We start from the raw sequence: 24,623 nt of genomic DNA on the forward strand, positions 1-24,623 counted from the left end.
GCGAAGATGTCCGAGATCCAATTTTCGGAAAGCGTTTCCGCCGGGCTTGAAGACGGTGTTCTCGTCGTCACCATCGACAACCCGCCGGTCAATGCGCTTTCCGCGCATGTCCGCGCCGGCCTGAGGGCGGCGCTCGATCATGCGGCCGGGCTCCCCGCAATAAAGGGCGTCATCGTAACGGGCGCCGGCAGCACCTTCATCGGTGGAGCGGATATCAAGGAGTTCGGCAGGCCACCGGTCGAACCGACACTTCCTGATGTCATCGAACGCATCGAGACATCAGACAAGCCGGTCATCTCTGCCGTCAACGGCGCAGCCCTTGGCGGCGGCTGCGAGGTGGCGCTCGCCTGCCATGGCCGCATCGCCGGCGAAAAGGCTTCGTTCGGTCTGCCTGAAGTGAAGCTCGGCCTCGTTCCGGGCGCCGGCGGGACGCAGCGCCTGCCGCGCCTGATCGGCCTGATCGCGGCAATCGACCTCATCGGAACGGGACGCGCCGTCAAGACGGCCGAAGCCGTTACGCTCGGTCTTGCCGATGGCATCGCCAAGGACCCCATAGCTGCCGCGCTGGCTTTCATACGCAAACATGCCGGCAAGCCACTCCGCCGGACGGGCATGATCGCGGCTCCGTCCGCAGACTCGGCGGCCTTCGACGCCGAGGCAGCCAAGGTCCTGGCGAGAGCCCGCGGCCAATATGCCCCCGGTGAGGCCATTCGTCTCGTCAAGGCGGCCGGTGAACTCACCTTGCAACAGGGACTGGCCGAGGAACGCGCCACTTTCCTGCGCTTGCGCGATTCCGCCCAATCCGCTGCCCTCAGGCACGTGTTCTTTGCCGAACGCTCAGCCGGCAAGGTCGAGGGGCTCGACACGGCTTCCGCGCGCAGGATCGAGACGGTCGGCGTGGTCGGCACCGGGCTGATGGGATCCGGCATCGCGGTCTCCGCCTTGACCTCCGGCTACCGCCTGGTCGCGCTGGAGCAGACGCAAGAAGCGGCCGCGAGCGGGCGGGCACGCATTACCGAGACCCTCGACAAGGCCGTGCGCTCCGGACGATTGACTGCGGCCGGCCGCGACGACTGCGACGCGCGGCTGCAGACGACCGCGGAAGCCGGAGACCTCGCCGCCGCCGATCTCGTGATCGAAGCGGTGTTCGACGACCTGCAAGTGAAGACGGACTTGTTCCGGAAGCTCGACGGCATCGTCGCTCCCGGCGCCATTCTCGCGACAAATACGAGCTACCTCGATCCCGATGCGATTGCAGCGGCCACCGCCGATCCATCGCGGATGGTCGGATTGCACTTCTTCTCGCCCGCCAACGTCATGCGGCTCGTCGAAGTCGTCGAGTGTGCGAAGACGGCGCCCGAGGTGCTGGCGAGCGCACTTGCCTTCGTCAAACGCCTCGGCAAGCTGCCGATCGTATGTGGCGTCACCGAAGGCTTCATCGGCAACCGCATTTTCTCCGCCTATCGCCGCGAGGCGGAGTTCATGCTGGAAGATGGGGCGCTGCCGCAGGAGATCGACGCTGCGCTCGAAGCCTATGGCTTCCCGATGGGCATCTTCGCCGTCAACGACATGGCGGGCCTCGAAATTGCCTGGGCGCGCCGCAAACGTCAGGCGGCAACGCGCGATCCTGCCGCCCGTTACGTCGAGATCGCCGATAGGCTCTGCGAGGCCGGTCGCCTCGGCCGCAAGAATGGTCGCGGCTGGTACGCCTACCCCAATGGCGAACGCACCGTCGATTCCGAAGTAACGGCAATTATCGAGGCGGAGCGGACCACCAAGAAGATCACGCCGCGCACATTTGCAGCGGAGGAGATCATGGGTCGGCTTTTGAAGGCGATGGTCGATGAAGGCAGGGCGTTGCTTGCCGAAGGCATCGCGGCCCGCGCGAGCGACATCGATCTGGTGATGATCAACGGCTACGGCTTTCCAGCGCACAAGGGCGGGCCGATGTTTGCCGCAGAGCAGGGCAAGGATCTTACAGCATGAGCGAGGCCTATATCATCGGTGGCGTCCGCACGCCGATCGGCCGCTACGGCGGTGCCTTGTCGAGCGCGCGCGCAGACGATCTTGCGGCCCATGTGATCCGCGAGACGTTGACGCGTGTTGCGTCCGTGCCTGCCGAAGAGATCGACGAGGTCGTCCTCGGCTGCGCCAACCAGGCCGGCGAGGACAACCGCAATGTTGCGCGCATGGCCGCCTTGCTCGCGGGTCTGCCGGATACGGTTGCCGGGACAACGATTAACAGGCTCTGCGGCTCGGGGCTGGATGCCGTCGGTTATGCCGCCCGGGCGATCCGGCTGGGCGAAGCCGAGATCATCGTCGCCGGCGGCGTCGAGAGCATGTCGCGCGCGCCCTTCGTCATGCCGAAGGCCGAAGGCCCGTTCCAGCGCAGCACCGAGATCCACGATACGACGATCGGCTGGCGCTTCGTCAATCCCGTCATGAAAGTCCAATACGGCATCGACTCCATGCCGGAGACCGCCGAAAACGTCGCCGCCGAGTATTCCATCTCGCGCGAAGATCAGGATGGCTTTGCGCTGCGCAGCCAGGCTCGCACGGCGGCTGCGCTGAAGAGCGGGCGTTTCGCCCAAGAGATCGCCCCCTATCCGGTCAAGGGACGCAAAGGCGAGACGATGTGGGTCGAGCACGACGAGCACCCGCGCGAAACCACGATCGAGAAGCTGGCCAGTCTACCGACGCCATTCCGCGCCAATGGCACGGTGACCGCCGGCAATGCCTCCGGCGTCAATGATGGCGCAGCCGCGCTCATCCTTGCCTCGGGCCATGCGGTCGAGCGCTACGGCCTTCAGCCTCTTGCGCGGGTCGCCGGGATGGCGACAGCGGGCGTTCCGCCCCGTATCATGGGCATCGGCCCCGTCTTCTCCACACAGAAACTCCTGCAACGCCTCGGGTTCGGCATTGGCGATATCGACCTCTTCGAGCTCAACGAAGCCTTCGCCGCGCAGGCCCTCGCCTGTTTGCGGCAGCTCGGGCTTGCCGACGATGCCCCCCATGTCAATCCAAATGGCGGCGCCATCGCCCTCGGCCATCCGCTCGGCATGTCTGGAGCGCGCCTTGCCCTGACGGCAGCACTGGAACTGGAGCATCAGGGTGCCAAACGGGCGATCGCCACCATGTGCATCGGCGTTGGGCAGGGTATCTCGATGCTGCTGACGCGGCCGTGACGCCGCCAAGGCACCCGCATCCTCCAGCGTTGATCGCAGACTGACAGCCGTGATAGGACGATCGAATGGGCAATCGCACCCAGGGCGCCTGATCGCTGATCTCGACCCCGATGCGGACCTTGGCGAGGTCCGCCTGCATCAGCTCCGCCGCGCGCCGTACGTTCGGCAGGTGGGGACGGCTGACGGGCACCGCCCAGATTTTCATCTTCATGTCTTTGACGCCGGCGTCCTCCAGCTGTTTCTTTGCGGCCCCTGGATCGCTGTAGCGATACCGCGCAGTACGGCAGGCGCTGGCTTTGTCCTTGAAAACATCCGGCAGTGCGGAATCCAGTCGCTCCAGGATTGTCGACAACCTTATTATAAATAGTACTCATAATTGTCGACAAATTCGTTGACAAACCTCCTTGGTGTGCGATGGTGCCGATCAGCAGCAACGAGCTAGGGAGGAGCAGGTTGATGCAAGGTCTTCGGAAGACCGTCGCGAAAGCGTGTTGGTGCGACTTTTGGCGACGGCCGCACACGCCAAGATGCTCCGCTGGGCCGGCCAGCCTGACATCGTCTCAACTGATCCCTATTCCTGCGTCCCACATCGAACATCGGGTTTCTCGAGCACATCCATGATGGGGTGGTGAGAGACAAGCTGCGTTCGAGGCGGTGCCTGCGCCGGCTATCGACTGACAGCTGACCGACAACAAGATTTGGCGTTTCAAGCTGCGTCGGGGCGTCAACTTGACTGCTTCGCTGGCCGATGACGCGAGTTGATCACGATCCCGGTGCACCGGTGTCGATGGCCCCAGGCGATAACCGACAAGATCGAGCAGGTTGTGTCCGCGCCGACGACAAGCCGCGCCATTCGCTGACCGGTACCGGCGATTAGACATACGGCCTGCGAGCAGGCCTTGCCCCAAAAGAAAGAGATTCCCGTTCGAGGGAATAGGTGACTCAACCAAGGAGAACTGCAGAATGCTCAAGAAATTGACTCTCGCGGCCGTCATGTCGGTTGCGCTTTCCGCTGCGGGTCATGCGGAGACGCTCAAGTGGGGCGCCTCGCGCGATATCTATTCGCTCGACCCTTACTCTTATGGCGACAGCTACACGCTGTCTTTCCTCAACCACGTCTATGAAGGGCTTGTCCGCTATGACGCCGAACTGAAGATCGAGCCGGCGCTCGCGACCTCCTGGGAGACCGTATCGGACACGGTCTGGCGGTTCCATCTGCGCGAGGGTGTTAAGTTCCACGACGGCGCCGAATTCACGGCGGACGACGTGATCGCCTCTCTCACGCGGGTCAGCGATCCCGCGTCTCCGCTCCGCGGCAACCTTCCCGCCTACAAGTCGGCGAAGAAGGTCGACGACCACACCGTCGATATCGAACTCACCGGCCCCTATCCGCTGCTGCTGAACGACCTGACGAACATCCACGTTTTCGACGCTACCTGGCTCACCGACAACAACTCGCTGAAGCCGACCGACGTCGGCAAGAAAATCGAAGGCTACGCCACCTACCACACCAACGGCACGGGTCCGTTCAAGCTCGAGAGCCGCGCCCCCGACAGCAAGACCGTTCTCGTCAAGAACGATACGTGGTGGGACGAGTCGCAGTCCAATATAGATCGCATCGAGTTCACACCGATCGTCTCGGCCGCGACGCGCGTGGCCGCACTGTTGTCGGGCGAGGTCAACTTCACCGAGAATGCACCTGCACAGGATATTCCGCGCCTTGTCGCGCAGCCGGACCTCAAGGTTATGGAGCGCACCGACCTGCGCACCATCATGGTCGGCTTCAACCGCAAGCCGAAACTTGCGAACGGCGACGACAACAAGTTCAACGATCTGCGTGTCCGTCAGGCTGTCGCACATGCGCTCGACAAGGAGCTCATCCAGAAGCGGGTCATGCGCGGCAAGTCGAGGATCGCGGGCGCGATCATCGCGCCTGAGATTCCGGGATATGTCGAAGCACTGGACACGGTGGTGCCGTTCGATCCCGAACTGTCGAAAAAGCTGCTCGCCGAGGCCGGCGCCAGCGATCTCCCCTTTACACTGGTCTGCACGAACGAGGCCTATGTCAACGAGGAGGAACTTTGCCAGAGTATCGTCAACATGCTGAGCCGCGCCGGTTTCAAACCGCAACTCGACATCGGCCCGACTGCCGCACAGGCGCCCAAGCGCACGGGTGGTCTGTCTGACGTCTACATCATCGGCTGGGCGAACGAGCCGATGCTCGACAGTTACTCGATCCTGCTCCAGATGATCGAGACGAGGAGCGACAAGGCGGGCGTCTTCAACTGGGGTGGCTGGAGCTATCCGGAGATTGACAGGCTGGTCGTCCAGGCATCGACCGAAATGGACCGAACGAAGCGGCTCGAACTGCAGACCAAGGCACTCCAGATGGTCAAGGATGAAATGATCATGCTGCCGCTGCACCAGCAGCCGATGGCCTGGGTGATGAGCACCAAGATCGACCGGGTCGCTCAACTGGCGGACAACAAGCCGCGCCACTGGCTGACTCATTTCGCGAAGTAGCGCTCGTACGGAGCTGGAACGCCAGGCGTTCCAGCTCCGCCGTCCAATGTCCGCGGCAAAACGCCGAATTCGCGACGTGACTGAACATCGTCAACTAGCGGCGATCGCCGTGCGCGCATCGTTGGCAACCCCGTCACCACCGACCCATTCGCCGGCAATCGGGTTCTGGTGCAATGTCATGGACGGTTCCATTCAAATCAGCTGACGTGCCGCGAGATTGCGCATCAAGTGCGATGCGCCAAAAGTCCAGGGACTGCACTCGGTCGACAATCGTACCGTGTTGACCAGCGACCCCAGCTGGGCGTTTGAGATTGTCACGACATCACCGAGCTTGTGGGTAAAGCCCTGGCCTGGCACGTCGCGATCTTCGACCGGGGCAAACAGCGTGCCCATGAACAACAGGAAACCGTCGGGATATTGGTGATGGGCGCCGATGGTCTGTGCCACGAGGTCAAGCGGGTCGCGACTGATCTCCTTCATCGAGCTGCGCCCGGTCAGGACGTAGCCATCTTCGCCTTCGATCCTCAGATCGAGTTCGGCCTTGCGGACGTCATCGATCGAATAGCTTTCATCGAACAGCCGAATGAACGGGCCGAGTGCGCAGGAGGCGTTGTTGTCCTTGGCCTTGCCAAGCAAAAGTGCCGAGCGCCCTTCGACATCGCGCAGGTTCACATCGTTGCCGAGCGTCGCCCCTTTTACCCGGCCCTTGCTGTCCACAGCCAACACGACTTCCGGTTCCGGGTTGTTCCATCTCGATATCGGGTGCAGTCCTACCTCATCACCATACCCAACTGCAGACATGACCTGCCCTTTGGTGAAAACTTCGGCGTCAGGACCGATTCCGACTTCGAGGTACTGCGACCAGACCCCCTCCTCGATCAGGGCCTCCTTGACCTTGGTCGCTTCCGGCGAACCGGCCTTGAGGTTGCGCAGGCTGTCGCCCACAAGCACCATCACGCGTTCGCGGATCTTGGAGGCGAGGTCGGGGTTTCCTGCGGCACGCTCCTCGATCACCCGTTCGAGCATCGAGCGTGCGAATGTCACGCCGCAGGCTTTGATTGCCTGAAGGTCACATGGCGCGAGCAGCCGCGGCGCCTCGGAGACCCTTGGTGCTGCGGAGAGAACCTCGGCCAGCTTGCAGATCGCCCTTCCCTCTCGTGCTCGGACGAACGCGACAGGATCATCCATCTCCAAGAGATCACGCATCGTTGGCGCTTCTTTTGTGGTGATGTCGAACACCACGCCGGCCCTAACCACCACCAGCACCGGCCCCTTCTCCTGTGATAACCACACGCGACCTACGAGGGTGCCATTCCTATCGAGTTCCATATCACTGTTCCCATTCCACAGTCATCGAACCAGTCAGCTCCTGGCCGTCTTCAAGTATCATCAAGCCTGGCCGGCCCACCAGGTTATGTGCGTCCACTGGGTGGGAAACCGGCTCGAAACAAAAGAAGTCCGCCTTCGCGCTCGGCGAATAGAGCACCGCATACGCAAGATTATCGGAGGCCGAGATCCTGACGGAAACCGCCCCCTCTCCCTGCAGGATGACCGCCTCTCCGGCCCACCCGCCGAAGGCGTTGTTGATCCATTGTTCAGGCAATGCCCGCCCGTCGCCGAAATTCCAGTCTGGAACTTCACCGACGTTTCGACAACCAATGGGCAGGTGATCTCTGTCCTCTAGCCATATCTCCGCGGCGTGAAATTGCAGCCGAGTGCCCGCGTTTCGCGGAAACCACGGATGGAACCCGATGCCGAAGGGGAGTGGTTGTCCCGACATGTTTTGAACTGTCAGCTTTATTTCCAGCTTTTCGGGCCCAAGGGTGAAGACCTGCCGTGCCAGATAACGAAATGGACCGATCTCTCCATCGCATTCGAGTTCGACGGTCTCGCCGCTGCGAGCAAGCAATCGCCAGCGCCGCTGGAAGCCATCCCCGTGGATAGGGAATGGCTCGCCGACAAGGTTGGCCGGAATGGGATGAAACGCACCGTCATGTTCGAAACCGCCGCGTGAGATGCGGTTCGAGAATGGAACAAGCACATTACACCCCAGTTCGAAGGGACCATCTTCCATTCGGCCATTCCACGGCCTGAATACGGGAAGCCATTCGCCGGCAGGATGTCTGACATCAAGCCGTGCGATGCCACCGCCAAGTGCCGGGATCAGCTGCAAGTGCGCCTTGCTGTTCTCGACAGTGATCCGCTCGGCAATCATCTACCAACCGCCGTCGATGGCGAAGTTCTGTCCTGTGATCATGTCCGAAGCCGGTGAGACGAGGAAATAGACGAGTTCCGCCACATCCTCGGGCGTTACGCGTGTTTTGAGGCATTGCCGCTCGAGGACCCAGTCGTTGTATTGCTGAAGCCGATCGGCAAATACCCGGTTCTCAGCTTCAGAAACCACCGCTCCAGGCGAAATCGCATTGACGTTGATCCCGAATGGTCCGAGTTCGCGAGCCAAGGATTTGGTCAGGCCGATCATAGCGCCCTTCGATGCCACGTAGGGCACATAACCGTCCCATTGGCCGTTGAGCGTAATGGAAGCAAAGTTGAGGATCTTGCCGCGCCTCTTGCGTTTCATCACGTCGGCGCAGGCTCGAACGGCTGCAAACGCAGCCGACGAATTGACGCGGATCTGGTCCTCGTACTCCGCCAGACTGAATTCCTGGAACGGCTTGTTGATTATAAGGGCGGCGTTGTTGATCAGGATATCGATACCGCCTGGGGCTTCGGCCTCCAGCCGGATGAGATGCTCGGATCGCTCAAGGTCGTTCAGATCGCATCCGAGAAAACGGACGTTTTCGCCGAGACCTTCAATCGGGCCTGGCGCCTCGAGGCCAGGACGGTCGAGGATGATGACCGCCGCGCCTTCCGCGGCGAGTTTACTGGCCTGGGCTCGACCGAGCGTGCCTAGTCCACCGGTGACAAGCGCCACTTTTCCCTGAAGTGCTTTCATGTGCGTTCCCCTCACAGCACGGACTGGACTTCGTCGATCGACGTTTCGCTGATGCGCTTGTCGAGCACGATTTGCCCACGCGCCATGGCGACCACCCTGTCACAGGAATCGAAGACGTGGTGCATGTTATGGCTGATGAAGATGCCGGTGACGTTCTGTCCCTTCAACGAGCGAACGAACCCAATGACTTTGTTCGTTTCCTTGACCGAAAGATGGTTCGTGGGCTCGTCAAGGATCATCACCTTCGACTTGAAATGCATGGCACGGGCGATCGCCACACCCTGTCGTTGGCCGCCTGAGAGTTCGCCGACCAAGGCGTCAGGCGAGCGCAGATGAAGATCGACATCTGCGATGGCCTGGACGCTCTCCTCGCGCATCTTGCGGATATCCAGAACCCCGAGGCCGAAGAAGGAGTATTTGAGCGGCTCGCGACCGATAAACAGGTTCCGCGCGATAGACATGGTCGGGACCATGGAGTTGTACTGATAGATAGTTTCGATGCCCAGCCGCATGGAGTCGCGCGGGCTCGATATCGCAGCCTCTTTTCCCTCGACAAAGATACTGCCTTCGTCCTGCTTCTGGACACCGGACAGGATGTTGATGAGTGTCGATTTGCCCGCGCCGTTGTCGCCAATCAGACCGACGGCCTCATTGCGTGCGAAATCGACCGAGACGCCTTTCAGAGCATGGACGCCCGAATACCATTTGTGCAGGTTCCGGACGGATACAATCGGACCGTTCATGGCTTAAACCTCCACCTTGATGGATTTTGCCCGCTTGCGAAGCCAGGAGTTGGCGACGACAGCAAAGATCGTCAGCGACCCGATCGCAAACTTGAACCAATTGGCGTCGACCTGGCTAAGAATGAGACCGTTGTCGATCACGCGGATGAGGATGACACCAATGATACCGCCGAAGACCGCTCCAACGCCACCGTTCAGGGCGGTGCCACCAATGACGGCTGCGGCAACCGCTTGGAGCTCCATGCCCTCGCCAATTGAGGGCAGCGGCGACCCAAGGCGAAGCACCTGAATAAGTCCGGCGAAGCCGCTCAGTACCGAGCAGAGAATGAAACAAGCGATTTTGACGCGCGCAGTCGGGATCCCAAGGGCGTCGGCCGCCGGCAGGAAACCACCGGTCGCTCTGATCCAGTTGCCGAAGTTTGTACGGCTCAGGAGCAGCGACACGAGAACGGCGATGGCCAGAAACCAGAGGAACGACATGCGCAGCAATTGGCCAGGCCCAACAAAACTGGTGAAGAGCCATGTGGGAAGATCAGCGGGCAAGAGGGGCGGAAAGCCGCCGGAGATCACGACCGTAAGAGATCTGGCAACAAACATCATGCCAAGCGTGGTTATGAAGCTTGGGATCGCAAAACGGATGGTCAGATAGCCGTTCAGCAGTCCTATCGCCACACAGACGAGAAGGCCGGCGATCAGTGCCATCGGGAACGAAATCCCCGTGGCCATCAAAACGGCCATCGTCATCGGCATCAGCGCGAAAACGGCTCCGACAGAAAGATCGAATTCTCCGCAGATCATCAAGACAGTGACGCCGATCGCAACCAGCGCCATCTCCGGCAGAATCCCAAAGAAGCCTCGCAGGTTATCAAAGCTCAAGAAGACGCCGCCAGACCGGATCTGGAAGAGAATTATCAGCAGCAAGAGGAGAAGGAGCGCCGCCAGCTCCGGCTTCTCCATGTAGATTTTCAGCATTCTTTTCATCGCATGCACTCCCGTGCGGCAGGGCGGCGCGTTTCGCGGGCCTGCCGGCCAAATTCATTGCTTTGCGCGCCGTGTCCGACACGCAAAGCACATGCTCATCAACAGGCTCTTTCCCCGAAAACCCTCCGATTTTCGCAGAAACGCGTCTACCGCAGGCCCTGTGCTGAAAGGTCCATAATGTTGTCGGCGTCGGCCGGACGGACGATCCCCTGCCCCGTGTCAATGTCAGCTGGAACGAGGCCAAAATTCTTGGCGAGGTAGACCTGCATGACAGGCATGAAGCCCTGCATGTATGGCTGCTGATCGACCTGGACCTGAACGTAGCCTGTCTGCATTTGCTGGACGACTTCGGGCACCAGATCGAAGCCGCCCAGGAGCACCTGGCCCGGCGCGACCCCACGGTCCTTCAGCACCCTTGCTACGGCGGCATGCCAGAAGCCGGTATCGAAATAGGCGGTTGTGTCGGGGTGCGCATTGAGATAGGCGCCGACACGATCGGACGTGATCGCAAGGTCCGTGCCGCTGTCGATCCGTTCCCACGAGATCTCTCGGCCGGGGTTTGCAGCCTTATATTCCGCGAGGAAATCCATCACACCCTGTCCGCGGGCCTCGGACCAGTTCTGGCCAGGCGCGGAAATTCCGACCAACACTTTGATCGGTCCCTCCTTCGGAAAATTCTCCGACATGGCCTTTCCAAGCGAGTATCCGGCACGCCGGAAACCCTGGCCGACGAAAGCAGCGCGCGCATTTCCTTTCGCCCCCTCGCTGTCGTCCACGTTGACGCCGATGACCTCAACGCCGTCCTTGGCGGCCCGAGCGATGACGTCGTCGAACGCCTTGTCATCCACAATGGAGGTCAAGAGTGCGTCGGGCTTACTCGCCAACGCAGCCTCCATATTGGAGAGCTGTTGCTCAACAGAGCCTTCGGTCTGCGTAAACACCATCTGGCAACTTGCGCCGATCTTCTCACAGGCGTCGTCGAACCCCTTTTTGACCGCCTGCCAGAATGTATTCGACGCCGACGAGTGGTGCGTGAAGACGATCTTCAACGGTTCCGCCGATGCGCCGAGCGCGGTCGAACCGAAAAGTGCCAGCCCCAATGCACTCCCAATCAATACTGTTCGCATGCTTGCTCCTCCTTAAGCTGCAGAATTGCGAAAGAACCCGGTCCTAGTCCCCGCGCGACGTGCGACGGGACACCGTAAATGCCTTTTCGAGGTCGGGATTGAGCTCCATGCCGAGACCGGCACCTGGCGGCACTGTGATCATCCCGTTTCGAACTTCCGGAAGCGCCGTGACCAGATCGCGATACCAGGTCTTGTAGAAAGCCCGAACGCTCTCCTGGACCAACGCGTTGGGTGCGTTGAGCGACAGGTGCGTCGATGCGCAAAGAACGACCGGGCCGGTGCAGTCATGCGGCGCCACGGGGAGATGCCAAGCTTCCGCCATCGCCGCGATCTTGCGGGCCTCCGACAAGCCGCCACACCAGCTGATATCCAGCATGACCACGCCAGCGGCGTCGGTCTCCAGGAGGTCGCGGAAAGCCCATCGCGAACCCAACGTTTCCGACGCCGAGATCGGCGCAGGCGAGACGGCTGCATAGCGCTTGAGGCTGGAGAGGCTGTCCATCTTGATGGGATCCTCGTGCCAGAACGTTTGATACGGCGCGAGCGCTTTGGCTATCTGCATTGCCGGTAACAGCTGCCACATCGAGTGGAACTCGACCATGATATCCATGCGGTCACCGACGGCGTCGCGGATCTTTTGAAATGGCACCAACGCCGATTTCAAATCGGGGACCGAAATATACTGACCGCGCGACTTTTCCGCTGCGATGTCAAACGGCCAGATTTTCATCGCCGTAATCCCCTCTTCCAAGAGGGAAATTGCCAGTTCGTCGGCGCGATGCAGGAAGCCGTTGAGGTCGTCGTAGTTGCGGGTGCCGGCAGACGACAGATCGTAATTTGCGGTCGTCTGACCGGTTGCCTTTTTGATGTACTCTGTACCGGCACAGGTGTTGTAGGTGCGGATCTCGTTGCGGCTGAAACCGCCGAGCAACTGTGCGATCGGCTGACCTGTCGCCTTTCCGAAGATATCCCAGAGCGCGATGTCAAAAGCCGAATTGCCACGCACCTCTGCACCGGACGACCGAAACCCGAGATAACCCACCAGGTCATTTGCCAGCAGATCGATCTGCAGCGGGTTTCGCCCGATTGCACGAGGGGCGACGTACTCGTGGATGTAAGCCTCGACGGTTTCTGCGCCAAAGAAGGTTTCTCCGAGCCCGGTCAACCCCTCGTCGGTATGGACCAGCAGCCAAAGCAGGTTCGGCCGCTCCGCTACGCGGACCGTCTCAAGTCTCGTAATTTTCATCAGGTTGTCCTCTATGCGATTCCAGCCGCGAGCAGCGCTTTTGCGCTCTCGTCGAAATGGCGGGCCATAAGCTGGCTGGCGGCTTGCGGATCGCCAGCAAGGATTGCCTCGGCCAACTCGATATGTATCCGGTTCATGGCATGCCGCTCGGCGTCGGACGCGCGGCTGCGCCAGCCGATCGGCCAGGTCTGTCGGGAGACACCCTGGAACGCGCCGACGATTATCGAGAAGATCGGGTTCTTGGAGGCGCGAGCGATCTCCAGGTGAAAGGCAAGGTCGCTTTCCATGACCTTGTCCGCATCGGCGAAATTGGTCTCCATCGCTTTCGCATGGCCGAGAATGATGCGGGCTTCCGCGTCGGTTCGGCGAAGTGCAGCCAGTGTCGATGTTCGCATCTCTATCGTTCGGCGAACGTCATAGACCTGGTTGATGTTGATCTGGGCCGTGTGCACGCCGTGCTCGATCATCAAGGACATCGCGCCATGATCGAGCTGGGCCACCGTGGCACGCTTTCCGACGTTGAGATCAATCAGCCGCATCGTGGCAAGCGACCTGAATGCTTCACGCACCACCGACCGGGACACGCTCAGTTCCTTCGACAGCGTGGCCTCGCTCGGCAGTCGGTCACCCGGACCAAGTTCGTTCGTCCGGATGTGCTGGGTAATGGCGCCGACAGCGGTGCTGACGAGATTACCTCCTGCAAGCTGCTCTTCGTCGGCCGGCGCTACACTCATTTTCGTCTCCCGGCTTTATAAAACCTGTCCGACAGGTTGAATTGAACCGAGTCATAATTTATGCGTAAGCTGTGTGTCAACAACCAATTTGAAGACAGCACGGAGGAATTATGAAAGTCGAAATGGACGTCGCCCTCGCGGCGGAAAACATCGTTGGAGAGAGCGCCGTATGGGATGAGCGGCAGAGCAAGCTGTGTTGGGTCGACATCGTCGGAAAGTCGATCCATCGGCTGTGTCCGAATTCGGGCAAACATGAAAAGTGGAGTTTCCCCGACCTGATCACCTCAATCGGTCTTCGCAACGACGGTGGCGCCATCGTCGGATTGCGGAAATCAATTGCCCTATGGGAGTTTGGAGGTGAGCTTCAGGTCATGGCGGAGGTCGAACCGGAGCTTCCGCGCAACCGCCTGAATGAAGGCATCGTCGGGCCAGACGGGGCTTTCTGGGTTGGCACGATGCAGGACAACATCGCTGCCGATGACAGGCCGCAGGCGACGACCGCAAAAACCGGGAGACTCTACCGGTACGCGCACGGGGCATTGCATCCGGTTTCGGACGATCGGTTCGGAATCACAAACACGCTGATATGGACCGACAATGGTCGGTTTATCACGGCAGACACTGAAGACAATGTGATCTACAGCTATGCGCTCGATGCCAGCTCCCGGTCGCTTCACGACAGACGATCGATCCTTTCTGGTTTCGATCGCGGTCTTCCGGACGGCTCTTGCATGGATGCCGAAGGCTTCATCTGGAACTGCCGCGTCGCCGGCGGCGGTTGTGTGGTTCGGTTTGCCCGGGACGGTAAAATTGACCGCGTTGTCGATGTACCCTGCTCCTGGCCCACCAGTTGCGCATTCGGTGGTCCAGAGTTTGAAACCCTGTTCGTAACCTCGGCTCGCTTTACGATGAGCGACGAACACCTTGCCCGCAATCAGCACGAGGGTGCAGTCTTCGCGGTGCGCACGGGGACCTGTGGGCTGCCGACCAACCGTTTCAGTCAATGACAGTCTATGTTGTCCGAAAGCATTGACGCGGGCTTGAAGATAGGGCCCGCTGTTTTCGATCATTTGGGTACGCTCAAAGGTCGGCGTTCCCATGCACCATCCTCGAGGCGCCGATCCTCGATCAGTTTCCCGACCGGCAGCAGATCTGGCGCGGCGGCCAGCGCCTGAGCCAGGGCGTCATTCTGAGGATCCTTGCATCCGAAGTTGAAGAAGAGCTGGTCAGTGCGCTCGGCGTCGATCCACGTCACCGACACGGATGGGTGGTCCGTGGCCATCTGGGTGCAACGCGGATGCCCGGCGGTGATGTCTTCGTTCCCGTGGGGCCGGTAAGGTGCGAGCGCCGACTGGAAGGCGGACCATTCCCTCGGCGTGATCGAGAAACTCTGTTGGCCATGAATGTTGGTAAAGCGCTGGCCTTCGAACTCACCACCGCCGGCGGCAGTGACCTTGAAACGATAGACTGGGCATTCTCCGAGGCACGGCCCGCGTTCAACGACGATGCTTGGCGCTTGACCCTGTTCCATCAATGAGGCGGCCAACGCGAATGCGACCCTCGCAATCAACATCACCATGGTGAGCACCCTTTCAGCAACAGAAAACGTTCGGCCGTCAGCCTTGCCACGGATCGACCACGAGAACGAGAATGCCTCCGATTGTGCGATCGCCCAAGCACCAAAATAGAACGGCTGCAGCCTTAGTCACTTCGGTGCCCGGCACCACAGAGGAAAAGCGAGTGCGCAAGCCGGTTGCCCACTTCGTTTGCGCCTAACTTCATCGGGGGCCGCACCCACTTTTTACTGCAGCAGCATCCCCGCCTAAAAGGATCCTGCTGATCAAAACGATGGGTGCACTTGGTTCCGGGCGCCGTGGTGGACCTTCTACAGAAGGCTGTAACGTTCAAGGATTGCAGCGATCTGATCGTCCTGTTCCTTGTTCGGCAGCAGAGCCGGCTGGCGGCTCGCGCCGACGGAAGCATCCTGCAAATAGAGCGCGCGTTTGACCATGGCGGGGGCAAAGCCCAGCGCATAGAGGTCGGTTCGAAAAGCGGCAAAGGTCGCCTGTTGCTTTTCCGCCTCGGCAACTTCGCCGGCATTGAAGGCCTTCAGGATGCCTGCAAGCACATGCGGCATCGCATTGCCGAGGCCCGAAATGCAGCCGGAAGCCCCGTTCTGCAGCGCCCAGAGAACCAGGTGGTCGGGGCCGGAATAGACCTCGAAACCATCGACCTCCTTGGCGACCTGCAGATAGGCCTCAAGCGTCTCCTTGGCGCCGCCCGAATCCTTGATGCCGGCGATGTTGCCGTGGTCGGCAAGCTTGCGGGCGGTTTCCGGCTCGATGTGGTTCTGTGTCCGGGCCGGAATGTCATAGAGGTAGACGGGGGTCTTCACCGCATTGGCGACTGTCGAGAAATGGCGGATAAGGCCATCCTGCGTGCAGGCGATGAAGAAAGGTGTGATCACGGCGATACCGTCGACGCCGATGCGATCGAATTCTCGGGCGAGCTTCAACGTCTCGAAGGTCGCCGGCATCCCGGCATTGACAATAACCTTCACACGGCCACCAACCTCGTCGACGACCTCCTCGGTGAGACGCACCTTTTCCTCTGATGTCAGTGCGGTGAAATCACCATTGGTGCCGGCACACATGATGTTGTTGCCGGCCTCCACCTGGCGGCGAACCTGGGCGCGCGTCGCCTTGTAGTTGATGGTTTCGTCCTCGTTGAAGCAGGTCACGAGGGCGACATAGGCTTGCTTGGTCATTCGGTGTTCCTCTGAGTAAGCGACACCTCAAGAGGCACGCTGGAGACGGGCGGCGCGCTGAGCGGCCTGAACGTCGGGATCGGGATCGAGACCCGCGGCAAGAAGCGCGCGGGTATAGTCTTGCCGCGGCGTCTCAAACACGTCGCGCACGGTGCCGAGTTCGACGACATTGCCTTTCTGCATGACCATCACGTGATCTGCGAAATCGCGGACCACCGGCAGGTCGTGGGCAATGAAGATGAAGGCGATGCCCATTTCCTTGCGCAGCTTGTCGAGCAGTGCGATCACCTGCGCCTGCACCGAGACGTCAAGCGCCGAAACGGCCTCGTCGCAAATGATCAGTTGCGGCTCGAGTGCGAGCGCGCGCGCAATCGCAATGCGCTGGCGCTGGCCGCCGGAAAACTGATGCGGGTAGCGTCCCATGTGCTCCGGGCCAAGCCCCACCTGAACCAGCAGTTCGGCAACGCGTTCGCGCCACTTGGCCTTGGGCAGGATGTCGGGATGAATGACCCAGGCCTCTGAGATCAGCTGATAGACGGTCATGCGCGGATTGAGCGACTGCGTCGGATCCTGGAACACCATCTGCAGGTCTCGGCGCAGCTTGTAGAGTTCGGCGGGCGACATCGTGAAGAGATCGCGCCCCTTCCACAAGGCACTGCCGTTGTCCGGTTCGTCGAGACGCAGCAGAATGCGGGCAAGCGTCGACTTGCCCGAGCCACTCTCACCGACGACGGCCATCGTCTCGCCCGGCATGAGATCGAAGGAAATGCCTTTCAGCGCCTCGAAGGAACCATAGCGCTTGCGCACGTCGCGGACCGATAGAACAGGCTCGGCCCGGGCGGCTGGCGCATGCATCTCCCCCTTCCCCGGAGCGGCGGCGATCAGCTTCTTCGTATAGGGATGCTGCGGGTTCTTGTAGACCTCGCGCACGGTACCGGTCTCGACCAGAACGCCCTTCTCCATCACCACGACGCGATCGGCGATCTCGGCGACGACACCGAGATCGTGGGTGATGATGAGGACCGCCATTCCGGTCTCGTGCTGCAATTCCTCGAGCAGAGCCAGGACCTCGGCCTGCACGGTGACATCGAGCGCCGTCGTCGGCTCGTCGGCGATCAGGAGGTCGGGGCGAAGCGCAAGCGCCATGGCGATCATGACGCGCTGGCGCTGCCCGCCGGAAAACTCGTGCGGATACTTGTGCAACGAGCGCTCGGGGTCGGGAATGCCGACCCGCGTCAAAAGGCGCAACGCTTCTGACGCAGCCTTGGCGCCGTCGGTTCCGTGGGTGGTGAGCGCCTCGCGGATCTGCCAGCCGACCGTATAGACTGGATTAAGGTGGCTCAGCGGATCCTGGAAGATCATCGCGACGCGACGTCCGTTGATCTGGCGCCGCTCATGCGTCGGCATCGTCAGAAGGTCGGTGCCATCGAGCAGGATCTCTCCCGAACTGATGCGTCCCGGCGGCATATCGATCAGGTTCATGATCGCAGCCGAGGAGACCGACTTGCCGGACCCGCTTTCGCCGAGGATCGCCAGCGTTTCGCCGCGGTCAAGGTGATAGGAGATGTTGCGGACCGCCTTGACCACGCCGACGGCGGTGTGGAACTCGACCGAGAGGTCGCGGACTTCCAGGAGATGGTCAGCCATGCTTGTGACCCTTCATTTCGAGACGCCAGCGCTGCACCGGATCGAGCGCGATGCGCAGCCAGTTGGAGAGCAGATTGAGCGACATGGTGGTGAGGATGATTGCAAGGCCCGGCCAGAAGGACAGCCACCACGCATTGGTGAGATATTGCCGTCCTTGCGAGATCATCAGACCCCAGGTGATCTCGGGCGGCTGGATGCCGATACCGAGGAAGGACAGCGCGCTTTCGGCGAGCATGACGTAAGCGAAGTCCAGCGTCGCAAGCGTCGTCAATGTCGGCAGCACCACAGGCAGGATATGGCGGAAAAGGATGCGGTTGCGCGAAGCGCCCATAACCCGTGCAGCCTGGACGAACATGCGCTCACGGATTTCCAGGACCTCCGCTCGCGTCGTCCGCAGATAAACCGGGATACGGGTGATCGCCAACACCAGCATCAGGTTCAGGATCGACGAACCGAGGATATAAAGCACGATCACCGCGATCAGCAGCGACGGAAAGGACATGATGACGTCGGCCAGCCGCATGATCACCTGATTGACACGCGGCGAGGAAAAGCCTGCGATGAGGCCGAGGAACGTGCCAGCGACCGCGGAAAGCGTGACAGCGCCGGCAGCGACCATCAACGTGTTCTGCGTGGCGACAATGATGCGGGCAAGCAGCGGCCGGCCGAGTGCGTCGGCCCCCATCCACCAGACCCATCCGCGCGCCCAATCGAAGGGCGCGGCGTTTCGTCCGCGCAGGTTCTGTTTGGTCGCGAGATCGCCAAGCCAGCTCGGGCCGACGATCGCCAGGATCAAAATGAAGATGAGGAAGATCACCGCGCAAAGGGCAAACTTGTCGGCAAGCAGCATGCGGAACATCCGCGTTGCGAAAGGCGGCTCCTCGACGACGACAGTGTCATTGATCTGCAGGGTCATGACTGCCTCCTCAATGCCGGATGCGCGGATCGAGCAGCGCATAGGCGAGATCGATCAACAGGTTCATGAGGAAGATCGCCAGCGCCGTAACGAGGATTGCCGCAAGCACGACATTGAAATCCCGCTGCAGAATGGAATCGATCATCAGCTTGCCAACACCGGGAAAGCCGAAGATGGTTTCAACGATGACCGCGCCGTTCAGGAGGCTTGCCGCCTGATCGCCAAGCACGGTGATGACCGGCAGCATGGCGTTGCGCAATGCGTGCACGAAAATGATCGGTCCGGATTTGACACCCTTGGCACGGGCCGTCTTCACATAGGCCGAAGACAGCGCACCGATCATCGCGCCGCGCACCACCTGCACGATGATGCCGAAGGGTCGGATGAATAGCACCGCGATCGGCAGAACCCAGTGAAGCAGTGAGCCTGTTCCCGAAGTCGGCAGCCAGGCGAGATTGACCGAGAAGACCACGATCGCAACGATTGCGATCCAGAAATCCGGAACCGAGGCGCCGATCAGCGAAATGACGGAGGACAGCCGGTCGAAGAAGCCACCGGTGCGGAAGGCGGCAAGTGAGCCGACGACGATTGCTGCACCGGCGACCAGCGTCATCGTGATGACGGCAAGCCAAAGCGTCCAGACGAAGGCTTCGAGCACCACATCCAGCGCAGGTCGGGCCTTGCGCAGGGATTCGCCGAAATCGCCGGTTACGACGTCGCCGGCATAGCGCGTGAACTGCACCAGCAGCGGATCATTCAGACCGTGCAGTTCGCGGAACTGCTCCTTCATTTCGGCGGAAGCCTCGACCGGCAGGAACAACGCCGCCGGATCACCCGTCAACCGCGACAGGAAGAAGACCATGACGAGCAGCCCGACGAGCGAGATCAGACTGGCCACGGCGCGTGTTCGAACGAATTTCAGCATGGCGCCCTCGGAGAAATCCGGCGGCGGGATCATCCCACCGCCTTGATAGCTGTTGTGACTGGCGAACGCCTGGTTCGCCAGGGCAGTTTACTTGATCTTGATCTCGGAGAGCTGGAGCGTGCCGTTGGTCGCCATCGTCGGCTTGAAGTCCAGCCGTTCGGAGACGCGAGAGAAACCGACCATGTGGAACAGCAGGACATCAGCGACGACATCGTCATGCACGTAGGCGATCAGTTCCGACCAGAGCTTGGCACGTTCCTCCCCGACAGCGGCCGACGCACGCTTGATCAGATCATCGACCTTCGGATCGGAGAAGCCGGACTGCGTGCCGTCGGTCGCATACTTGAAGAACATCGAGAATGACGGGTCGCCCTTGGAGTTGTCGTGCATGGCGGCGACGATCTGCGGGCCGCGGCCCTCCTTGAACGGCTTTGAATAGTACTGCTCGTGCTCGGCGACCTCGACGAACTTCAGCTCGACCTTGAAGCCCACTTCCTGAAGCTGCGCCTGTATGGCTTCCATGATTTCGGTCACGTTCGGGAAGTTGGCCGAGCGCGCAATGATGGTGATCGGTGTGTCGACCTTGACGCCATCGGCCTTGGCTTCCTCAAGCAGCTTCTTTGCGCCTTCCGGATCATAGGCGAAGACCTTCACGTCGGGGTTCCAGCCGAGCGTCGGCGGCGGCACGATCGCCGTTGCGAGCAGCGCGCTGTCGGGAACAAGCGTACCGAGGAACGCCTGCCGGTCGATCGCGACGTTCAATGCACGGCGAACCCGAACGTCGTTCAGCGGCTCGATGTTGTGGTCGATGCGCAGATAGACGGTCTCGCTGTCGAGATAGGAGAAATCAGTGGCCGCATTGGTGGCGTCCAGCTGCGAAATCGACGGCGAGAGATCGGCCTCGCCCGTCTGTACCATGGCGGCGCGCACGGATGGATCGGCGCGGAAGAGATAGGTTGCTTCCGTGACCTCGGGCTTGGCGCCCCAATAGTCGTCGCGGCTCGTCAGCACGATCTGCTGTCCTGGCGTCCAGTTGGTGAGCTTGAAGGGACCGGTCCCGACCGGCTCGCGGATGAACTCAAGCGGCGTTTCCTCGGGCACGATCGTGACGAGAGACATCAAAAGCGGCAGGATCGGCTGAACCGGATCGGCACTGAAGTCGATGGTGTAATCATCGACCACGGTGGGGGTCACCGTAATGCCACCGAAATAGCGACGCGACTCGCAGGTGTTCTTGTCGCTCATGATGCGATCGAAGCTGTGCTTGACGTCCTTGGCGTCGAAGGTCGTGCCGTCCGAAAACTTGACCCCCTGGCGCAGATGAAAGCGCCAGCTGCCGTCTTCATTCTGTTGCCATTTCTCGGCAAGCCTCGGCATGACGCCCTTGCCGCCGCGAACATCGAGCTCGGTCAGTGTTTCGCTGACGTTCTGCATGATGACGCGGCCGATATTCGAGCGCGTGGCCATGCACGGTTCGAGCAGGTCAGCTTCTTCTGCAAGCACGATCTTGATCGGACCTGATCCTGCAAAGGCGGGCGACAGGGCAGAACCCAACATGAGCGCACTCAAGACAAACAGTTTCTTCACGGCATTTCCTCCCTAGTGAAATTCGTTCAGCCGGACATTGCTTTTCCGGATCGGGCGGCGATCAGCGCGGCAAAACCAATGAGCCCGCCGCCGCACAGCGTGGTGAGCGCAATGTGCTCGCCAAAGAGTGCGAAGCCGCCGACCGCTACGAGCGGCAGCCGCAGGAAATCGACCGGCGCAATGATCGTGGCGGGGGCGAGCGAAAAGGCATGCGTCATCATGCCCATGCAGGCCGTGCCGACGACACCCTGGAGCGCCAGCAAAGACAACTCCCTCGCCCCCGGCGTGGTCCAGAACGGAAGCGCGAAGGCAAACGCGATCGGCACCGTCAGCAGAAGGTTCCAGACGACAAGCGTCGAGGTCGAATCTCCTTTCGACATCGCCTTGAGGATCAGCTGGATGGCGGACTGGAGCACCGCGCCGATCAGGGCGAGCAAGATGGCCAGGCTGAAACCGGTCCCTGACGGTCCGACGATCAACATTGCGCCGACGAAACCAAGCGCCACGGCGCCGATCATCACCGGACCCGGCCGCTCGCCGAGCGTCAACGCTGCACCCAGCAGGACGAAGATCGGCGACATGAAGGCAATCGCCGTCACGTCGGCCAACGGGCCCCAGCTGAAGGCAGCAAAGAAGGCCACCATGGCGAGAAGCTTGAAGCCGGCACGGACCGCATGCTGGCGCATGGGGTGACTTGAGCGCAGAACGGACGGCCGCAGCATCACCCAAGGCAATAGAATGACCGCGCCGAAGAAGGCGCGAAAGAAGCCGATGACGAAGGGGTGCACGGTCCCGTTCAGTGCCCGCACGATCACCGCGTCGGCTGCCGCAAGGATCGCAGCGCCAACCGCAAAGATCACGGCCATCTTAGCCCCACGAGGGCTGTCGGCTTCCGGCATGGGAACCTCCTCCCCGGCATCCTCTTGCCGGCTTGACACGACAATCTCCTTTTCAAACAAATTTGTCAAACTATTTTGCTATGTAAAATCTGATGGCCGCTCAGTGTCGTTTTAAATCATACGATATCAAAGACTTAATAAAATTTATTCCGATTGTTGCGCCGATTGATGACATAATAGAACTTGACAACTTTGTAAATTTGCCGATTTTCAGAGGCAAGCAGGAGGAACCAATGACCCCAGAGGAAATAGCCCACAGCATGAATGGCGCGCTTCGATCCACGTCGCCCGCCCGTCAGGAAGCCTTGCTGCCATCACCCATGGTGCAGAACCACGCCGCCTTCCTGCATCTGCTTTCAGATGGTGCGCTTGCCTGCGCCTGGTTCGGCGGCACGCTGGAAGGCAGGTCCGATATTTCGATCTTTGCCTCCGTTCTGACCAAGGACGCGACAGCATGGGGACCGCCGCAACGCCTGAGCTTCGACCCGGCGCATTCGGAACAAAACCCGGTGCTCTTCACCGCTTCCGACGGCAGGCTTTGGCTTTTTCACACCTCCCAACCCTCCGGTAATCAGGATGAGTGCCGGATCCGGATGGCCGAGGTCCGCCGGGACCCGTCCGACCCCTTGGCACTTATCGCCGTGGAAGGTCGCTATCTCGATCTACCGCGCGGTTGCTTCGTTCGTGCGCCTGTGGTGGTGCGCGATGACGGCGCGTGGCTGTTGCCGATCTTCCGGTGCGTTCAGCGCCCCGGTCAGAAATGGAACGGCAGCCATGACACCGCCGCCATTGGCGTTTCGCTCGATCAGGGTGAAACGTGGCAGCTGGAAGATCTCGACCACTCGATCGGTTGCGTGCACATGTCACCCGTCCCCCTTGGACAAGGCCGCCTCGCCGCGCTCTTTCGCCGCCGGCAAGCCGACTGGATCTACAGGACGGAGAGCCTTGATGGCGGACGCACCTGGTCGGCACCGGAGCCGAGCGACGTACCGAACAACAACTCCTCCATCGCCGCCATACGACTTGGCAATGGCCGCATCGCAACGATCTGCAATCCGGTCAGCGCAGCGGAATTCACCGAGCGACGCGCCTCCCTTTACGACGAACTCGGCGAAGAGGACGGACGCCCCGATGCGAACCCCGAAGGTGGCTGCGTGCCGATCTGGGGCGTGCCGCGGGCGCCCGTCGCTCTCTGCCTTTCCGAGGATGGCGGCAAGTCCTTTCCCGTCCGCGTGCTCATCGAGGATGGTCCTGGAACCTGCCTTTCCAACGACTCAACCGACGGTCGCAACAAAGAAATGTCCTATCCCTGGCTGCTAGAGGGGCCGGACGGGACCATGCACCTCGCCTACACCTACCACCGGCGCGCCATCAAATATGTCCGCCTGGCCCCCGGCTGGGACCACGCCGACGCAGGGAGACTCTCATGAGCAATATCATAGGCATAACGATGGGAGACCCATGCGGCGTCGGCCCTGAGATTTCGGTTCGTGCACTCGCGGAAATGCCGCAGCAAGAGCGCGAGACAATGCGCATCTACGGCAACCTTGAAACACTCGAGGCGGCCCGCGCTGCCCTGGGTCTCGACATCGACCTCACCCCTTACGTCGTGGACCTGCCGGTCGAAGGCGCACCGCTTCCCTGGGGTCAGTTGAGCCCCGTTGCCGGCGACGCCGCGTTTCGCTTCATCGAAAAGGCGGTGCGGGATGCCGAAGCCGGCATCATCGGCTGCATCGTCACCGCCCCGATCAACAAGGAAGCACTGAACCTTGCCGGCCATCACTATGACGGCCACACCGGAATGCTGCGCAGCCTGACGGGTTCGAAGGCAGCCTACATGCTGCTCGCTTCGGAGCGCCTCAAGGTCATTCACGTCTCGACCCATGTCTCGCTTCAGGAAGCGATCCGGCGCGCGACAACCGAGCGGGTCCTGGCCACCATCAGGGCCGGCGATGCGCATCTGAAGCGCATCGGCTATGCGGCGCCCAAGATCGCGGTTGCCGGCATCAACCCCCATTGCGGCGAGAACGGCCTCTTCGGCACCGAGGATGACGACCAGATCGCGCCGGCCGTTAAGGCCGCGCGGGCGGAGGGCATCGATGCCTACGGCCCGATCTCGGCCGACACCGTGTTCCACCGCGCCTATTCCGGCGCCTTCGATCTGGTTGTCGCGCAATATCACGACCAGGGGCACATCCCCGTCAAGCTTGTCGCCTTCGACACTGCCGTCAACGTTTCGGTGGACCTGCCGATCGACCGCACTTCGGTCGATCACGGCACCGCCTTCGACATTGCCGGCAAGGGTATTGCCAACCACGGCAACATGAACTCCGCGATCGCCTACGCCCGCAAGCTGGTGTCGGGCACTGCCAAGCGAGGATGACGCC

21 protein-coding genes and 1 pseudogene are annotated in these 24,623 nt (G+C 61.0%); 6 read left to right on the forward strand and 16 right to left on the reverse strand.

The annotated features are described in order from the left end of the window. Positions 1 to 6 precede the first annotated feature (6 nt). The gene (locus BBX50_RS05100; RefSeq protein ID WP_065774232.1) at positions 7 to 1,986 is read left to right on the forward strand and encodes a 3-hydroxyacyl-CoA dehydrogenase NAD-binding domain-containing protein; all 1,980 of its coding nucleotides are present in this window, start codon (positions 7 to 9) and stop codon (positions 1,984 to 1,986) included. Continuing rightward, on the forward strand, positions 1,983 to 3,185 hold the full coding sequence (gene pcaF / locus BBX50_RS05105; RefSeq protein ID WP_065774233.1) for a 3-oxoadipyl-CoA thiolase: 1,203 nt from the start codon (positions 1,983 to 1,985) through the stop codon (positions 3,183 to 3,185). Before BBX50_RS05100 ends, pcaF begins: the two co-directional genes overlap by 4 nt. Positions 3,186 to 3,282: 97 nt before the next feature. On the opposite strand, the pseudogene BBX50_RS29645 reads toward pcaF, so the two are convergent. Next, positions 3,283 to 3,444, reverse strand: a pseudogene (locus tag BBX50_RS29645) (ABC transporter substrate-binding protein); the annotation flags it as partial. A 704-nt stretch (positions 3,445 to 4,148) separates the two neighbouring features. Between BBX50_RS29645 and BBX50_RS05110 the strand changes: the two are divergent. Next, positions 4,149 to 5,708, forward strand: coding sequence for an ABC transporter substrate-binding protein (locus tag BBX50_RS05110; protein ID WP_065774234.1), 1,560 nt, complete (start codon positions 4,149 to 4,151; stop codon positions 5,706 to 5,708). Positions 5,709 to 5,900: 192 nt separating this feature from the next. Here the strand turns inward: BBX50_RS05110 and BBX50_RS05115 are convergent, their stop codons facing one another. The 8 genes from BBX50_RS05115 to BBX50_RS05150 form a co-directional block, all read right to left on the reverse strand. After that, complete coding sequence (locus tag BBX50_RS05115; RefSeq protein WP_065774235.1) at positions 5,901 to 7,037, reverse strand: fumarylacetoacetate hydrolase family protein; 1,137 nt, start codon at positions 7,035 to 7,037, stop codon at positions 5,901 to 5,903. Between the two features lies 1 nt (position 7,038). Then, the gene (locus BBX50_RS05120) at positions 7,039 to 7,923 is read right to left on the reverse strand and encodes an aldose 1-epimerase (RefSeq protein WP_065774236.1); all 885 of its coding nucleotides are present in this window, start codon (positions 7,921 to 7,923) and stop codon (positions 7,039 to 7,041) included. Beyond that, entirely contained in the window at positions 7,924 to 8,664 is a 741-nt protein-coding gene (locus BBX50_RS05125; protein WP_065774237.1) for an SDR family oxidoreductase, read from the reverse strand. It lies immediately after the preceding gene. An 11-nt stretch (positions 8,665 to 8,675) separates the two neighbouring features. Beyond that, positions 8,676 to 9,407, reverse strand: a complete 732-nt coding sequence (locus BBX50_RS05130) for an ATP-binding cassette domain-containing protein (RefSeq protein ID WP_065774238.1) — start codon at positions 9,405 to 9,407, stop codon at positions 8,676 to 8,678. 3 nt (positions 9,408 to 9,410) lie between these two features. Beyond that, positions 9,411 to 10,388 (reverse strand): ABC transporter permease, encoded by a 978-nt coding sequence (locus tag BBX50_RS05135; protein ID WP_065774239.1) that lies wholly within the window; start codon positions 10,386 to 10,388, stop codon positions 9,411 to 9,413. A gap of 146 nt (positions 10,389 to 10,534) precedes the next feature. Continuing rightward, positions 10,535 to 11,515 carry a sugar ABC transporter substrate-binding protein gene (locus tag BBX50_RS05140; protein WP_065774240.1) on the reverse strand — a complete coding sequence of 327 codons (981 nt, stop codon included), beginning with the start codon at positions 11,513 to 11,515 and terminating at the stop codon, positions 10,535 to 10,537. A gap of 43 nt (positions 11,516 to 11,558) precedes the next feature. Then, positions 11,559 to 12,761, reverse strand: a complete 1,203-nt coding sequence (locus tag BBX50_RS05145) for a mandelate racemase/muconate lactonizing enzyme family protein (protein WP_065774241.1) — start codon at positions 12,759 to 12,761, stop codon at positions 11,559 to 11,561. 11 nt (positions 12,762 to 12,772) lie between these two features. Beyond that, positions 12,773 to 13,495, reverse strand: coding sequence for a FadR/GntR family transcriptional regulator (locus BBX50_RS05150; RefSeq protein WP_065774242.1), 723 nt, complete (start codon positions 13,493 to 13,495; stop codon positions 12,773 to 12,775). Between the two features lie 110 nt (positions 13,496 to 13,605). Here BBX50_RS05150 and BBX50_RS05155 point away from each other — a divergent pair, with 110 nt between their 5' ends. Continuing rightward, entirely contained in the window at positions 13,606 to 14,502 is an 897-nt protein-coding gene (locus tag BBX50_RS05155; protein ID WP_065774243.1) for an SMP-30/gluconolactonase/LRE family protein, read from the forward strand. Positions 14,503 to 14,561: 59 nt separating this feature from the next. Here BBX50_RS05155 and BBX50_RS30680 read toward each other — a convergent pair whose 3' ends face one another. The 7 genes from BBX50_RS30680 to BBX50_RS05190 all read right to left on the reverse strand — a co-directional run bounded on the left by BBX50_RS30680 (position 14,562) and on the right by BBX50_RS05190 (position 22,236). Continuing rightward, positions 14,562 to 15,074, reverse strand: a complete 513-nt coding sequence (locus BBX50_RS30680; RefSeq protein ID WP_244513098.1) for a DUF6438 domain-containing protein — start codon at positions 15,072 to 15,074, stop codon at positions 14,562 to 14,564. Between the two features lie 306 nt (positions 15,075 to 15,380). Next, positions 15,381 to 16,262, reverse strand: coding sequence for a dihydrodipicolinate synthase family protein (locus BBX50_RS05165; protein WP_065774244.1), 882 nt, complete (start codon positions 16,260 to 16,262; stop codon positions 15,381 to 15,383). A 27-nt stretch (positions 16,263 to 16,289) separates the two neighbouring features. After that, entirely contained in the window at positions 16,290 to 17,909 is a 1,620-nt protein-coding gene (locus tag BBX50_RS05170) for an ABC transporter ATP-binding protein (protein ID WP_065774245.1), read from the reverse strand. Beyond that, positions 17,902 to 18,825 (reverse strand): ABC transporter permease, encoded by a 924-nt coding sequence (locus BBX50_RS05175; RefSeq protein WP_065774275.1) that lies wholly within the window; start codon positions 18,823 to 18,825, stop codon positions 17,902 to 17,904. The genes BBX50_RS05170 and BBX50_RS05175 overlap by 8 nt, the downstream gene beginning before the upstream one ends. A gap of 10 nt (positions 18,826 to 18,835) precedes the next feature. Next, positions 18,836 to 19,750 (reverse strand): ABC transporter permease, encoded by a 915-nt coding sequence (locus BBX50_RS05180; RefSeq protein WP_065774274.1) that lies wholly within the window; start codon positions 19,748 to 19,750, stop codon positions 18,836 to 18,838. 87 nt (positions 19,751 to 19,837) lie between these two features. Next, a complete protein-coding gene (locus BBX50_RS05185; protein ID WP_065774246.1) occupies positions 19,838 to 21,337 on the reverse strand; it encodes an ABC transporter substrate-binding protein in 1,500 nt (499 codons plus the stop codon). A 26-nt stretch (positions 21,338 to 21,363) separates the two neighbouring features. Continuing rightward, positions 21,364 to 22,236, reverse strand: a complete 873-nt coding sequence (locus tag BBX50_RS05190) for a DMT family transporter (RefSeq protein ID WP_083213552.1) — start codon at positions 22,234 to 22,236, stop codon at positions 21,364 to 21,366. 233 nt (positions 22,237 to 22,469) lie between these two features. Here BBX50_RS05190 and BBX50_RS05195 point away from each other — a divergent pair, with 233 nt between their 5' ends. Further along, a complete protein-coding gene (locus BBX50_RS05195) occupies positions 22,470 to 23,666 on the forward strand; it encodes an exo-alpha-sialidase (protein ID WP_065774248.1) in 1,197 nt (398 codons plus the stop codon). Continuing rightward, positions 23,663 to 24,619 carry a 4-hydroxythreonine-4-phosphate dehydrogenase PdxA gene (gene pdxA / locus BBX50_RS05200; protein ID WP_065774249.1) on the forward strand — a complete coding sequence of 319 codons (957 nt, stop codon included), beginning with the start codon at positions 23,663 to 23,665 and terminating at the stop codon, positions 24,617 to 24,619. Before BBX50_RS05195 ends, pdxA begins: the two co-directional genes overlap by 4 nt. Positions 24,620 to 24,623: the final 4 nt, after the last annotated feature.

The organism is Ensifer sp. LC11 (genome assembly GCF_001695835.1).
Classification (GTDB): domain Bacteria; phylum Pseudomonadota; class Alphaproteobacteria; order Rhizobiales; family Rhizobiaceae; genus Ensifer.